The sequence below is a fragment of the Novosphingobium sp. FG90 genome (genome assembly GCF_057808725.1).
The window spans coordinates 167180-182209 of record NZ_JBMDIO010000008.1 but is presented as its reverse complement, the minus strand read 5'-3'; the positions used below and the strand labels follow the sequence as shown (position 1 = coordinate 182209).

The window sequence follows — 15030 nt, the reverse complement described above, 5'->3', positions numbered from 1 at the left end:
CACTTTTCCAAAAAGAATCTTGCCCAGCGCGACAGGTTGATGACAGGTTCCATTCACAGACTGCCGAATCAAACGGCATGAAATTGCGTCGGAGCAGGGCCGACACACAACGACGCACAAGCGGCACTCAAAGGCACCTAACGGCACCTGAAGAGTACCCAACAGGGACAAGAGGATGCCGCAACTCGTGCGAGGGAGTGAGTTGTTGCGGATACTGATCGTGGAAGACGACGAGCGCCTGGCGCGCGGCATGGAGGCGTCGATGAGCGCGGGCGGCTTCGTCGTCGACGTCGTCGGCACCGGCGAGGAAGCGCTCGATGTGCTCGCCGCCGAAACCTACAATGCCGCGATCCTCGATCTCGGGCTGCCCGACATCGACGGGCTGGAGGTTCTGCAAACGCTGCGCCGCAGCGGCGACGCGACGCCGGTACTGATCCTGACCGCGCGCGATGCCGTGTCCGACCGCATCGCCGGGCTCGACCGGGGAGCCGACGACTACCTTTCCAAGCCCTTCCACCCGCGCGAGCTGGAATCGCGGCTGCGTGCGCTGATCCGGCGCAGTCAGGGCACCGCCGATCCGGTGCTGCGCGTCGGCGACCTCAGCCTCGACCGGTCCACCCGCGTGGTCGAACTCAAGCGCTCGGTGCTCGACTTGCGGCGCCGCGAAATGGCAGTGCTGGAGACGCTGATGGGGCGCCCGGGCAAGGTCGTCACCAAACAGCGCCTCAATTCCGAGGTGTTCAACTTCGCCGACGCCGTCGCGCCCAATGCGCTGGAAGTCTACGTCGGCCGCCTGCGCCGCAAGCTGATGCCGGACGGGCCGACGATCCGCACCATCCGGGGCCTCGGCTACATGCTGGAGACCTGATGGCCTCGCTGCGATCGCGCCTGACGGCGGCGGTGATGGTGCCGCTGCTGGCGCTGGCGGTGACTTTCGGCGGCATCACCTGCTGGATGATCCAGCGCTCGGGCGCGGCGACTTCGGACCGCATCCTCGTCGGCTCGGTACGCCTGCTCAGCCGCGCCGCCGATGCCGAGGACGCCGTGCGCGAACAGGTTCTTCCGCTGGCCGTCCACTTGCTCCAGCGCCGCTCCGCACCCGTCACGCACTACAGCATCTGGGACGGCACGGAACTGATCGCGGGCGAGCGCGGCCTGATCCCGCCGCCCCAGTACGACACCCGCACCGGCCGCGCCACGCAGCGCCTGCCCGCCGCCAGCTTCCCGCGCACCTACCGCAACACCCCGCTGACCGGCGGCTACGTCGACCCGCGCGATGCCGACGGCGTGATCCAGCCCGGGTACCTGCGCGACGGCACGCTGGCCGGCAAGCCGGTACGCATCGCCACCGAAATCCGCCGCCTCCACCGCAACGGCCATGCCGTAGTGGTGCAGGTGGCCGACTTCGTGGATGATCGCTGGGCCTACCAGCAGACCTACTTCCTGCGCGTGCTGGGCGCGGGCGTGCTGATCGCGATGACGGCGGTGCTGCTGTTCTACTGGGCCATCACCTGGGGCCTCAGGCCCTTCGCCTCACTCACCGGGCAGATCGAGACCGCCCGCCGCGAGCCGCCGCCGCAGTTCCGCCTCGCACTGGAGGAGGACGCCCCGCGCGAGGCGCGGCTGCTGGCCGGATCGTTCAACGCCCTACTCGCCCGCACCGAGCGCGCGGTGGATTCGCTCAAGCAGTTCACCGCCAATGCCTCGCACCAGATGCGCACGCCGCTCGCCGTGGTGCGCGTCCATCTCGACGTGCTGGAGCGCTACGGCCCTGCCTCCCCGCGCGGCGCGGCGGCGCTGGAGGACATCGGCAACGCCGTGCTCTCGCTGGAACGGCTGCTGCTGCAACTGATCGCCCTCGCCCGCACCGAGGAGCAGGGCATCGCCGAGGACGCCACCTTCGACCTTGCCACCGTCGCCGCCGACCTCGTCGCATCGCGCATCGACCAGCCGGGATCGGACGGCCTCGACATCGGCTTCGAGGCGCCGGATCACGGCCCCGTTCTCGCCAGCGGCCATCCGGTGCTCGCGGCCGAGATGATCGGCAACCTGTTCGACAACGCGGTGCGCTACAACCGCCCCGGCGGCACCGTCACCGTGCGCGTGCTGCACCGCGCCGGACGCGCGCGGATCGAAGTGGAGGACGACGGCCCCGGCATCGCCCCGCAGGACCGCGAGCGCGTGTTCGAACGCTTCTACCGCGCCCGCAGCGAAAGCGGCGCGACAGGCAGCGGCCTTGGCTTGTCGATAGTCCGCGCGCTCGCCGAACGCATGGGCGCCGAGGTCCGGCTGGAGCCCGGCACGGATGGTCGCGGCGTGCTCGCGGGCATCGACTTCGCCGCGCCGCAGCCCATCGACGAACATGCCATCGACACCGAAGCGGAGGCGCAACAATTCGCGCTCGCGACAGCTTGCTGACAGGGTTCTCGCGGCAGAACCCTTGTCATGAGCCAGGCGCCTTCGGGCGCGGCAACAGGATCACCGATGTCCGCAAATCCTTTCGTTCGGTCACTGCGATGATCGAGACTGCCCCCCCGCCTCTCCCCCCCACCGACCATGCGCGCAGGCGCCTGCGCCCTCACCTTCAGGTGCGGCTGCTGGCGGGTTTCCTGCTCGGCATGGGCGGCGGCACGCTGGCCGGGCTGTTCGCCAGCGACTCCCCCGCGACCACGCTGCTGATGCGCTGGGTGGTGAAGCCGGTGGAGCAGGCGTTCCTCTTCGCGCTGTTCCTGCTGATCGTGCCGCTGCTGGTGTCCGCCATCGTCAGCGGCACCGCGCGCCTGCGCAACATGGCGGGGATGCGGCGACTGCTGCTCTCGACGCTGGCGCACATGCTGGCGGCCTCGGTCGCGGCGGCGCTGATCGGGCTGGCCATGGTCAACCTGTTCCGCCCCGGCGACGTGGTGCCCGCCGAGATCGGCCAGCAACTCCTCGCGGCGGGCCATTCTTCCGCACCGCCGAGAGGCTTCGGCGCGCTGTTCTCCTACGCCGCCGTGGAACGACCGATCATGATCGTGATCGTCGCCTCGGTGCTCGTCGGCATGACCCTGACTTTCCTGCGCACCCGCCGCAGCGGCCACGTGCTCGCCACCAGCGAGCGGGTGTTCGATGCCGGGATGCACGTCCTCGGCTATGTCGCGCGGCTGGCGCCGATCGCCGTCGCCGCCTTCATGTTCGACCTGACGCTGGTGTTCGGCTGGCACCTGCTGCTCTACCTCAGCGCCTATGTCGGCGTGGTGGTCGCGGCGCTGATGCTGCAGGTGGTGCTGACTTTCTTCGCGGTCGTGTGGATGCGCGGGGGGGTGACCCCGGCGGCGTTCCTGCGCGGCGTGCAGGAGCCTGCCGTCATCGCCTTCTGCACCTCCTCCTCCAACGCCACGCTGCCCAGCGCACTGCGCGCAGCGGAACTGGACCTGCGCCTGCCGCCGCGCGTGGCCCGGCTGGTGCTGGGCGTCGGCACCATCGCCAATCAGGGCGGCACCGCGATCTACACCGCCGTCACCGTGCTGTTCATCGCCCAGTTCTTCGGCATGGACCTCTCGCTCGGGCGGCAGGGTATCGTGCTGGCGGTGGCCGCCGTCGCGGGCATGGGCACCATCGGCGTGCCTGCGGGCTCCCTGCCCACGGTCGCCGCCGTGCTGGCGCTGACCGGCTTGCCGCCCGAGGGCATCGGCCTCGTCGTCGGGGTGGACCGGCTGCTCGACATGTTCCGCACGATGGTCAACGTGGTGGGCGACCTCGCCGTCGCCACGGCGGTGTCGAAGGATCGGCAGATGCAGGCGGGCTAACGCATGCACAACCCGCGCGCGACGTCGGGGCGCAGTTGCCAGCGGCCCTGCTTGAGCAGCCAGCTGCGCGCGCCTTCCTTGCTGACCGCGTAGCCCTCTATGTCCTCGCGGCTGTTCGTGCCCGGCTGCTGTGGCTCGATCGCGCAGGACATGAGCCGCCCGGCGCTGTCGTAGACGAGGCAGGCCCCCGTTGCCGTCATGAACCCGCTGGCGTCGCGATCAGTGAAGTGGCGGCAGACGACTTCGAGCACGGTGCCGAACTCGGTCATGCCGCCGGGACCGGGCCGGGCAAAGCTGCGCAACCCGACGATGTCGGCGCGGGTCTCGCCGCCCGCGTCATCGAGGCCGAGCAACCCCCGCCACGCCGCCGCTTCCTCGCCGTTCATATGCGCGGCGACACGCGCCGCCTGGATCGCGGCGATGTCGAGCGAGAGCAGGTCGCCCGGATTGCCCTGGAAGGCGGTCTGCGCGAAACTCAGCATGTCGAGATCGAATGCGCCGACATCCTCCGGCAAGGGCCACGCCAGTTGCTCCTCCGCGTAATGCAGGCCGTCGGTCGGAAAGATGCGGTGATGGCGGAACGCCTCCATCCACGCGACGCGGATGTTCTCGTCGTCCACCGGCACGAGGCGCATGTCGGCCGAAATCACCGCGCGCAGGAAGGTGAAGAAGGTGATCCCGAACGGCGGCGCATAGTCCAGCGCGCGGATCAGCATCGACTGGAACATCTGCGCCGTCTTGCCCAGCCGCGCGGCGATCTCCTGCGCCAGCGCGGGCGACAGGGCGCCGCGCGGGAGGATGCCGCTGCCGTTGCTGGCGATGGCGATCAGCCCCTCGATCCGCGCGCCGGCGACTTTCTGGAACGCGCGGTAGACCGCCTGCACCAGCACGTTGCCGAGCTGGTGCGGCTCGTCGCCGATCTCCGGGCTGTCGTAGAGCAGGTCGCCGATCAGCGGACGCAACGTCGCGCCGCCGCCCGCCGTCTCGGAGAACGTGCGGGCCAGCGATCCCAGCACGCCCAGCCGCTCTATGTCGCCGCGCGCCTCGGTGATCTGCGCGGCGACGAGTTCGCCGTAGGAATAGCGCTGGAAGATCGCCACGAGGTCCGCGAAAGCCTCGTGGAAGGCGAGCACGTCGCGGTGGGTGGCGGTCATGAATTCCGGCTTCACCGCGTCGAGCAGCGCGTGGGTCATCTCATGGACGATGACGTCGTGGGACAGCGCGGTGAAGACCTGGCTGCCCGGCGGATAGCCCACCGTGTCGCTGCGCGCCTTGTAATGGCCGAACACCACGCAGGCGCGCGCCGGATCGAACCACGCCTGCGCCTCCTCGACCTCCCACGGCGCGAGGTGGAAACGATCGGCGCGCGACCATTCGCCGGTCGCCGGATCGTGCATCAGGCCCAGCACGATCTCGCGCCCCAGCGCCTTGCGGAAGGTGCCGTAAAGCTGCGAGGCGGTAGCGTAGACCATCTGCACGATGAAGCGCGGATCGCTCAGCGAAGGCGGATAGCCGGCGTCGGCGATGGTGACGATGCTGTTGGGCTTCATCCCCTCGACGATCGCGCGGACCGGGCGCCACTGCGGCTTGTCCTCGGTCCAGACCGGCAGGGTGACGGCGAAGCGGCGTCCGCGCAGGGTCTTGCCGTCGGCGGAGAACTCCAGCGGCTCGTATGGCTCGGACACGGTGACGACGCCGCCCCGGTCGGCCCGCGCGGTGGGATCGATGGCAAAGATCCGCATCCGGCGTACCATCGGCATGTCGGTGTCGGGAGCCGGGCATCGGTCCCGCGCCCGTCTGCGCTCGTCCGCCTCGTCCTCGGCGCTGCGCACTTCGCGCAGGACGCGGGGGGAGACGGTTATGACGACGCCCTCGCTCATGCGGGCAGGCCGAACAGCGGCTGCGCGCTGTAGAGCGCCGAGCCTTCGAGGAGCGGCTTCTGCTCCTCCCCCGCCATCTCGCGGGCGATGGCGGCGAACATGTCCTGCGCGCTCATCCCGGCGCCCTGCCCGCGCAGGATCTTCGTCGCCGCGCGGGTGAACACGCCCGAGCCGCCCTCCTCCATCGCCGACTGCTCGGGCAGGCAGGCGCAGAAGGTGACATAGGACAAGTCGGCGCCGTAGATCTCGGAAGGGCTGGCCGCCGCAGCCCGGCTTCCCCGCGCCGCCTTGCGCGCCTCGTAAGCCTTGAGCGCGATCGCATCGGGCAGGCTGACGCTGCGCGCCCGGCGGTCGGTGCGCCCGCCCAGCGCCATCCGGCTCGACCGGCCGGAGTGGCAGAAGTCATGGAAGCGGATGACCTTCACGCCGTCGGCCACTTTCATCAGGTCGGGCCATTCGTCGTCGATGATCAGCCCGCCCTCGCGCCAGTCGAGCGCCACCAGCGCCTCGTCCTTGTCGTCGGCGAACTGCTTGTCCTGCAACTCGTCGCCGTCGACGTCGAGGACGCGGGTGCCGTGGGAGGAGATATGGATCATCACGCTGTCCCCGGCCCGCGCCTTGCCGAGAATGCCGCGCAACGCCTCGCGGATCTGCCCGGCACTGGCGTCGGACAGCACGGTGGGGTCGTAACCCTGCTGGCGGAACGTCTCGGCCCAGGTATTCGCATCGTTGACGCAGCCGTAGAGGCGCATGCCCTCGGGAAAAGCGTCGTTGCCAATGCACAGCGCGATCTTCTGGCCGCCAAGCTGCACCGGGGTCGCGGTCTTAGGCGGCGGTGCGGCGGGCACGATCTCGGCGGGCTGCTCGAACAAGCCTGCGGGCATCCCGTAGTAGTTCGCCGCCACGATCGCCCGGCCGACGCGCGGCTCGCCCGCCGGAAAGCGCGGCTTCACCGCGCCCGCATCGCCCAGCCCCAGCATCCGCCGCAGCACGTTCTCGAGCGTCGCCACGTCGTTGTCGAACCCGCCGTGCGAGCGCGATCCCGAGGCCATCGTCGGCTTCGCGGCAGGCGCGGTCGGCGACAGGATCACCGCGTCCCGGAACGCCCGCTTCACCTCCGGGTCGGTGCGGATGAAGTCCTCCATGCCCAGGATCGGCGTCCCCTTCTTCGGCTCGAACGCCCGGCTGACGAGGTAGAGCAGTGACTTGCGGTAGATGTTGGCACAGTTGTCCGCCCGCTCCGCTTCGCGCGTCATCGCGAAGAGGCTCGCCTCCTCGATCTTCTTCTTGCCGATCAGGCTGCCGAGCGTCTGCGCGAAGAGGTCGTTGGTGATCGCCGGGGCCAGCAGGTGCATCTGCTTCACCCGCAGCTTGTCGGCGCAGAGCACCGGCAGGAAGTACGCATGGAAGATCGAACCCGCACTGTGCCCCAGCGCGAAGATCTCGGTCGGCTCCTTCCACGCCGCCGCCAGCTTCTCTGCAAAAAGCCGCGCGCCGCCGCCGGTGTCGCTTGAGCGGCGAGCACTGTCCTTCATCGCGTCCCACAGCAGGGTGCCGACCTTGCCGCCGATCAGCTCCACTGCCGGGTCGGTGGTGAAGTCATAGATGTCGCGCGAGATGGCGCGGCCCTTGCGGCGGTCGCCCTCGACGATCTGCCAAAAGGTCTCCAGCCCGCCGGTCTCCCAGATGAAGAAGACCGGGTAGATGCCGTGCGCCATCCACCAGCGGTGATAGGCCCATGCCGCCGCGAGGCCGCTGCGCTCGTCGGTCAGCCCGCCGTGGGCGTAGAGCATCAGCCGGTAGCCCTGCTTCGCCTTGTCGACGATGCTGGCGACGAGCCGGTCGAGGTCCGTCTCGTGCGTCGCCATGATCCCGTCGTCGGAAAGCACCCCCTTGCGCAAGTTGACGACATGGAGCGCCAGTTCGCGCAGCTGCTCGGGCGCGCCGGTGAACGGGCCGGGATCGACGAAGACCGGCCAGGGCGACACCGCGACGGCGTCGCCACCGCGCGTCCTGGCTTCGGCGGCCTCCCCGGCGGAGGGCAGCCAGTCCGGCGCCACGACATTCGCCTTGTCCCCTGCAGCATTCCACGCCGCGACGTAGTCCCGCAGCGCCGCGATACGCTCCAGCTGCTCCGCACCCGGCTCAGCGCCTTCCCGCACCACCAGCAGTTCGACCGGCTGGCCCGGCTCCAGCCTGCGGTTGGCGCGGACCGAGCCGTCGGGGAACAGCAGGTAGTGGAACCGCTGGCTGAGCGCGGCCGAGGCCTTCAACTGCTCGGTCAGTTCCTTGACCGGGACATTGCCGACCCACTCGATCGCGAGCCAGTCCTTCTGCGCAGCGGCCATGAGCATCCTCCTAGGCATTGGCCTGTAGCGGCCGGGTGAAACGGGACAGCAGCATCGGCATCGTCGCGACGACGCCGGGAAGCAGGGTCAGCAGTGAGCCGGAGCCCTCGTGATCGAGGAAGGTGATGAGCACCGAGCCCGCCGCGACCAGCAGCAGCAGCGGCACGCGCAGCACGTTCCACGCCCCGCCGCGCTGCGCGTCCTGCCGGAACTGGTGGAACCACTCGGGCTGCTCCAGCGTGCGGATCCAGTGCCCGAAGCTCTCGTTCATCAGCCGGAAGTTGGGATCGGTCTTGACCAGCCGCCGCGTCAGCAGGCTGTTGAGCACCGGGAAGTTGCTGGTGTTGATGAACTTGCCGTGCGCCAGATGGTGCAGCGTCAGATGCTCTTCCTTGCTGGAGCGCACCCATTCGCCCTGATAATAATCGCCGAGGAAGTTCGCCATGTATTCGTGGATCTGCTCGCGGTAGACGTCGTTGAGATCGTTGAGCACGCCCAGTTCTCCCGGAGGCACAGGCGCGGTCATGTCTTCGATCGATATGCCGAAAGAGCGGATCTGGTCCTGGATGCGGTCGGAGGGCACCTGTATCATCTCGCTGGCGATCGCCTCCGCCACCGCCGGATTGCGCGCCGCCCAGCGCCGCACCGAGGCACGGTTGACCGGGTCGTCGATCAGTTCCAGCAGCCGCTCCAGATTGGCGCCGCCGCGCGGCGGATCGGGCTCGGCGTCGAGCGGCGCGGGCTCGGCCAGCGTCTCGGTCCAGGTGTAGGTGATGAATTCGGAGAACAGTTCGGCCCAGCGGTAGGACTCGCTCTCGTTCATGATCCCGGCGCTGCCCGCCACCTCGGCCTCGCGCTTCTCGCGGTCGCGCGCCTGCCGCAGCCGGACCAGCGGCATCGTCTGGACGAAGAAGTAGACGTTGACCTCGGGCCGGGCGGTCAACTGCTCCAGCAGCGCCAGCGTCTTCACGCGCAGATCGCGGTTGGCGACGATGCTTTCGAAGCCGGTGACGATCCACGACTTGGCGGTGAGCAGCGCCATGCTCTTCTCGCCCAGCTTGCCGCGTTCGAGCGCAAGGTCGAACATCTCCAGCCGGTCGCGCGTGTCGAGCGAGTTCTGCAGCTTGCGGAATTCGCGCGTGGGGTAGTTGATGAAGACGGCCTTGATCGGCCGCGTGGACTTGGTGCGGATCTGCTCGGGCGTATGGCGCGGATGGAGCGCGCGGAAGCCGAAATGCTGCAGCCCGAACAGGTTCTGCGCGGCCAGCACCAGCAGGCGCCAGGTCAGGAATGTCGCCACGCCCATGGCGCCGACCGCCAGCAGCCAGTCGCGCAGCACGATCAGCCCCGGGCTGCGCGGCATGGTGACGAGCGGCACGCCGGTGCGGCCTTGCGCCCAACCCGCGAAGCGAGCCAGTTCGCCGAGGTGCAGGTCGATCGGATGGTCGAAGCGGACCGGGTCGTCGCTCCACAGCCGCATGATCGCGGCGGCCATCGGCGACGGCGCGCCGGGCTCGGCGGCGGCATGGTCCGCGACCAGCTTGCGGGCGGACAGATCGGCGGGTGCGGGCGTCTTCGCCTTGGGCGCGCTGTCGTAGAACGGCCGCATCTGCGCGACATCGTCGGCGACTTGCGCGCTTGACTGCTCCAGCACCCAGGCGTCGGACAGCGAGCGGTCGGCGCGCAACTGCCCCGCTCCCGCGCAGCATGCAGCGAGCGCCGGGATGACCGCCAGCAAGTAGATCGTCACGAGCTGATGGCGCAGCACGCGGTTGACACGCCGCATGACGGAAGGCGGTACGAATTCGGCCGCGACCGTCCGCGCACGCTCTATCCACGGCACCGGACGACGAATGATCCGGTCCAGTCCCATCCTCCCAAGGGGTAACCAGTCCAGCGCCGCCACTATCCACATCACCACCAGCAGCACCGGATAGGCGATGGCCCGCCACTGCGCCCCGAGGCAACAGGCCAGCACCACGCTCGCATAGATGCCGAGGGCCGCGTAGAAGACCGTCGCCACCTTGCCCCAACCGACCGGCAGCGTGCCCCAGCTATGGTCGGCATCCTTGCGCGCGAGCAGGATCAGCAGCAGGAACAATCCCAGCGCCGCATGCAGGAACGCCGCGTCGCCCCGCGCCAGCAGCAGGCCGAGCGACATCAGTACCACCACCGCCAGCTGCGCCGACATGCCGCGCAGATACCACTGGTCGGCCTCGGCACTGTGGAACGGCTCGGGATCGGGCCAGAGCTTGCGCAGCAACGAGCGCGGGTCGGTCGAGGCCATGACGCCCAGCCCCACCGCCAGCACCAGCCCGACACAGAGCATCGTCACCCCCGCCACGAAAGCCGGATCGAGCGCCGCGTTCTGCAGCTTCGAACGGTCGTACCATGTCGCCACCAGCCAGTGCGCCGAGCAGGCGACTCCGATCGACATGCGTACCCGCTTGCCGCCGTAGCGCGCGTCGAACGGCGCGCCTGCCGTGGGACCCGCCGTCCGGCCATGCTGCGCAGCATCGGCAAGCCCGCAGCGCTCGTCCACCGATCCCGCGACATGGGTGAGCCCATCGACGGCATCGAGCTGGCTGCCGAACGTCTCGTTGTACGCGCGCGCCGGGTCGGAATGCTGCAGCACTTCGAGGCTGGCCGGGTCGATCACCGCATAGCCGAAGCCCTCCGGCACCGGCACCGCGAGCGTCGCGGCGGGCGGCTTGCCCGACATCACGAGGTTCGCCGCTCCCGCGCGGGTCAGCAGGACCACCATGCGCGCATCGCCATTGGCGGCGGCGGGAACCTGATCGATCGTGTAGACCTGCCCCTTCCCGCAGCCGAAGCCGCCATCGGCGCGCGCCTCGCCTTGCCGTCCGGTGCAGGGAATAACGTCCCCGGCGCGCAGGCGTCCGAAGTAGCGACGCTCGCGAATGTCGGCGAGCGGGCGGTCCTTCGTCGGCAACTGGTCGATGATCGTGCTGCCCACCATGCTGCGCAATTGCAGCGCTGCAAGCGGCAGCGGCGCCGGGTAAGTCTGCCACGGCGCCGACGACGCCCCCGCGCCCGATTGCTGCAGCGAGGTCCAGCCGGCACCCCACACTTGGTCGGTGCCCCTCTCGATCGCGCCGAGGCTGAAGCCCACCTCGCGGTCGATGTCCTGCGCGATCGCGGCGGCAAGGCCCTGCGCCATCGTGTCATTGTCGCGGCGCAAGTCTCCCCAGAACGCGATCACCGCGCAGGCCGTCACCAGGGTCGCCACCATCAGCGGCACCGCGGCGATGATGCCGATCACGTCCATCCAGCCGAGCGAGGCATTGTGGTCGATCGAGGCCAGCTTGATCAGCGGGATCAGCAGCAGCAGCACGACCACCGAGAACCCGAACGCCGCCTTGGTGAACGGACTGAGGTTGCCCAGCACCGCCACGGCGCTCGGCGGATCGCCCAGCGCGCTGAGCAGGCACCGGCGCGGCGCGCACACATAGGCGCCCTCCTCGCGCTGGATCGTCACCGGCCGCCCGAGGTCGAGCGGCCACTGATAGACCAGCCGCTCGCGCCCGCCGATCTCGATCTTCGGGGTCTTGCCCGTGGTGTCCGGCGCTGCGCTGCCCTCTGCAGCCTTCTCCTTCACCGCAGGAGGCTCGATGCGCTGCGGCCAGTCCCCGCGCAGCACCAGCAGCACCTCGCCGTCCGGCCCGGTGATCGCCAGTTCGCGCGCCCGCGTCGGCTCGCTGCGGCCCTGTATCACCGACTGCGCGGAACTCTGAGCGCAGAAGGGATCGCCCTTCTCGGTCGCAAAGGCGGACATGACCGGCTTGCGGTCGCGCGCCTGAAAACCGTCCAGGCTGAGCCGCAAGGTCGTCGGCGCGACCGGCATCACGCGGCAGCGGTCCTGCGCGGCATAGCGCACCTGAAAGCGGTCGCTGGCGCTGTCGGCATTGGCGCCGTCGCGCTGACCGTCCTGCGAGGCGCGCCGGGTGACCATGTCGCCAAGGTCGCGCAGCAGGCTGGCCATGCGCGCCACTTCGCCGAAGTCCGCCTGCTGGCGCCGCAGCACGAGGTCCGAGCGCGCCTGTATCAGCAGCAGCCCGAAGAACAGCACCACCGCGATCGTCGTCGACAGCAGCACCGCGATCGAGCGCACGCCCGGCAGGGAGGCGACGCCGGTCATGTCAGCCGGTCACTGCGGGCTGTGACAAAGCGCGTCCGGACGAACCCACAAGGCGAAACCATACGGCCACCGGCATGCCCCTATACGAAGACGCCCCTAAGCAATTGCCTCAGGGTCGCAGCATTGTCCCAAATGCGCCGTATTTCCCGGCGCTTTTCACGAACACTATTTGCCGAATGTCGCAAGCCCCCAAATCATGACGATGACTGCCATGAAACAGTAAACCTCAACCCTACCCTTCAACATTCATTCTACAAATCGTTGAATATTATGAATACTATCGATGAATCGCGACAATTCGGAAACCATCGCACCACTCCATTACAAATATCGTCACTTGACCGACCCCTCAAACGAGAGCCTCCTGCCGCCGCACAGCCAGGGCAAGGCATCGTCGAGAGGGGGGCATGGTGATCGCCAGAGGAACACTCCTGAGCGTATCGCTCGCGGCGCTGGCCGCCTGCCACAGCGGGCCGAAGGACGAGGCGCAGACAGTCGGCGTGCGCGATGACACGCTCGTCCAGGCGGACGAGGACTATTTTCACGAGATGGACGACGGCGTCGCCCTCACCCCCGACGAGGTGAAGGGCCGCAACATGTGGCTGGTGTGGAGCGGCGGCAACGACCGCTTCTGGGACTTCATGAGCAAGCCGACGCTCGGCGGGTTCGACCTGCTCAAGATCGTCGCCCCGCCGCCCGGCAGCCCCAATGCCCGGCCGACGCGCTGGAAGGTCATGGGCCTCGTCAACGAACCCTGCTTTTCCGCGCCGACGAAGCCGGACGGCTATGGCCTCTGGCGCGACACCCGCGATCCGGGCTGCGCGCCCGATCCTTTCGCGAACGAAAAGAAGTACCCCGGCATCCGCATCGGCGCGCGCGGGACGACGGTGCCGGTCGGCTCCTACTTCGGCGAACCCTCCGGCATCCTCGGCCTGCGCCTGTTCCCCAACCCCGACTTCGACGAAAAGGCCAAGGCTCGCTGGGACGCGAAGCGCTATTACAGCGACGCGCGCTACTACAACGATCCCAGGCTGGTGCGCCCCTACCGCGTGGGCATGAGCTGCGGGTTCTGCCACCTCGGCCCCAGCCCGACGCGCCCGCCCGCCGATCCCGAGAAGCCCGCCTTCGCCAACCTCAACTCGACGGTCGGCGCGCAGTACATGTGGGTGGACCGGCTGTTCATGTGGAAGGCCGATCCGTCGAATTACATGTACCAGCTGGTCTCGACCTACCGGCCGGGCGCGATGGACACCTCGCTGGTCTCCACCGACAACATCAACAACCCGCGCACGATGAACGCGGTCTATCTCCTCGGCGACCGCCTCGGCGCCGCGCGCAAGTTCGGGCGCGAGACGCTGGCGGGCGGCGGCACGAAGAACGTGCAGTTCAACGACATCTACGATTCCGGCCCGCTCACGCAGTATTTCGACAAGCCCGCGACCGTCTGGACGCCGCATGTCCTCAAGGACGGTGCCGATGCGGTGGGCGCGTTGGGGGCGCTGAACCGCGTCTACCTTAACATCGGGCTGTTCTCCGAAGAGTGGCTGACGCACTTCAACCCGGTCGTCGGCGGCAGGATCATCAGCCCGATCGAGATCGCCACCGCGCGGCGCAACTCCGCCTACTGGCGCGCGACCGAGGCGGGGACGCCGCTCACCGCGCTGTTCTTCCTCAAGGCCGCGCGCCCCGATCCGCTGGCCAATGCGCCGGGCGGAGCGGGTTACCTGAAGGCGAGCCCGCAAGTGGTCCAGCGCGGCGCGATGGTCTTCGCCAATACCTGCGCGCGCTGCCACTCCAGCAAGCAGCCCGACGCCCCCGCAGGCGCTTCGCTGGTCGATGCCATTGGCCCGGATTACATGACCCGCTTCAAGGCATGGTGGCGCTGGACCCAGACCGAGGACTTCAAGAGCAGGATGCGCGCCCTCGTCGCGCGGCCGGACTTCCGGCAGGGCAACTACTTCAGCACCGACGCGCGCATTCCGGTGACGCTGCTGCGCACCAACTTGTGCAGCCCGCTGGCGACCAATGCCCTGCGCGGCAACATCTGGGACAACTTCTCGTCCGAAAGCTACAAGGTGCTGCCCTCGGTCGGCACCGTCGCCTATCAGGACCCGTTCACCGGAGAGCCGCGCGCATACCGCATGCCCGCCGGAGGACGCGGCTATACGCGCGTGCCCTCGCTGGTCTCGCTGTGGTCGACCGCGCCGTTTCTGCTGGGCAACACGGTCGGCACGTTCAACGGCGACCCGTCAGTGGCGGGACGCATGGCCGCCTTCGACGACGGCATCGCCAAGATGCTCTGGCCGAACCTGCGGGAGCGCGACGCGATGCTGCCCGGCGCCTGGGGCATGATCGACCGCACGACGACGCGCAGCAAACTCTACGTCCCCTCCTCGTTCATCCCCGACGCCCCGGGACCGCTGGACGAACAGGCACGCAAGGCCCTGCGCACGCTGGAGAACGCGGACGGCGACATAGAGCTGGGGCCAATCCCCAAGGGGATGCCGGTGAACCTGCTCGCCTCGCTGCAGCCGCTGGCAGAGAGCCGCGACCCGGCGACCATCGCGCGTCATTACCGCGACCTCATCGTGCTGCTGGCGCGGCTCAAGAAGGGCCTGCTCACCCTGCCGCGCGGGGCTGACGACGCCGCAGTGCGCGCCCACTTCGCGTCCTTGCGCGAACCGCTGATGGCGCTCAACAAGTGCCCCGACTTCGTGGTCAATCGCGGCCACTACTTCGGCACGGAGGAGTTCAACCGCTACCAGCGTACCCGCGACGAGCGCGATTTCGGCCAAGAGCCGGTCCTCTCCGACGAGGACAAGCGGGCGCTGGTCGAATACCTCAAGACGCTCTGA

7 protein-coding genes are annotated in these 15030 nt (G+C 68.8%); 4 read left to right on the top strand and 3 right to left on the bottom strand.

Annotated elements, in window-relative coordinates; all coding sequences use genetic code 11:
- Positions 1 to 205: 205 nt before the first annotated feature.
- The 3 genes from ACODRZ_RS10260 (at position 206) to ACODRZ_RS10250 (ending at position 3788) form a co-directional block, all read left to right on the top strand.
- The gene (locus ACODRZ_RS10260; RefSeq protein ID WP_488968959.1) at positions 206 to 868 is read left to right on the top strand and encodes a response regulator; all 663 of its coding nucleotides are present in this window, start codon (positions 206 to 208) and stop codon (positions 866 to 868) included.
- Positions 868 to 2418 carry a sensor histidine kinase gene (locus ACODRZ_RS10255; protein WP_488968958.1) on the top strand — a complete coding sequence of 517 codons (1551 nt, stop codon included), beginning with the start codon at positions 868 to 870 and terminating at the stop codon, positions 2416 to 2418. The genes ACODRZ_RS10260 and ACODRZ_RS10255 overlap by 1 nt, the downstream gene beginning before the upstream one ends.
- A 98-nt stretch (positions 2419 to 2516) precedes the next feature.
- Positions 2517 to 3788 (top strand): dicarboxylate/amino acid:cation symporter, encoded by a 1272-nt coding sequence (locus ACODRZ_RS10250; RefSeq protein ID WP_488968957.1) that lies wholly within the window; start codon positions 2517 to 2519, stop codon positions 3786 to 3788.
- Here the strand turns inward: ACODRZ_RS10250 and ACODRZ_RS10245 are convergent.
- From ACODRZ_RS10245 to ACODRZ_RS10235, 3 genes are read right to left on the bottom strand one after another with little or no spacing between them, the layout of a single operon-like run.
- A complete protein-coding gene (locus tag ACODRZ_RS10245) occupies positions 3785 to 5668 on the bottom strand; it encodes a gluzincin family metallopeptidase (RefSeq protein WP_488968956.1) in 1884 nt (627 codons plus the stop codon). The two genes, ACODRZ_RS10250 and ACODRZ_RS10245, sit on opposite strands and share 4 nt — an antisense overlap.
- Positions 5665 to 8016: a caspase family protein gene (locus ACODRZ_RS10240; RefSeq protein ID WP_488968955.1), complete on the bottom strand. Its 2352-nt coding sequence runs from the start codon at positions 8014 to 8016 to the stop codon at positions 5665 to 5667. The genes ACODRZ_RS10245 and ACODRZ_RS10240 overlap by 4 nt, the downstream gene beginning before the upstream one ends.
- Before the next feature lie 10 nt (positions 8017 to 8026).
- The gene (locus tag ACODRZ_RS10235) at positions 8027 to 12175 is read right to left on the bottom strand and encodes a hypothetical protein (protein ID WP_488968954.1); all 4149 of its coding nucleotides are present in this window, start codon (positions 12173 to 12175) and stop codon (positions 8027 to 8029) included.
- A 407-nt stretch (positions 12176 to 12582) separates the two neighbouring features.
- On the opposite strand from ACODRZ_RS10235, the gene ACODRZ_RS10230 reads away from it, so the two are divergent.
- Positions 12583 to 15030, top strand: a complete 2448-nt coding sequence (locus ACODRZ_RS10230) for a hypothetical protein (RefSeq protein WP_488968953.1) — start codon at positions 12583 to 12585, stop codon at positions 15028 to 15030.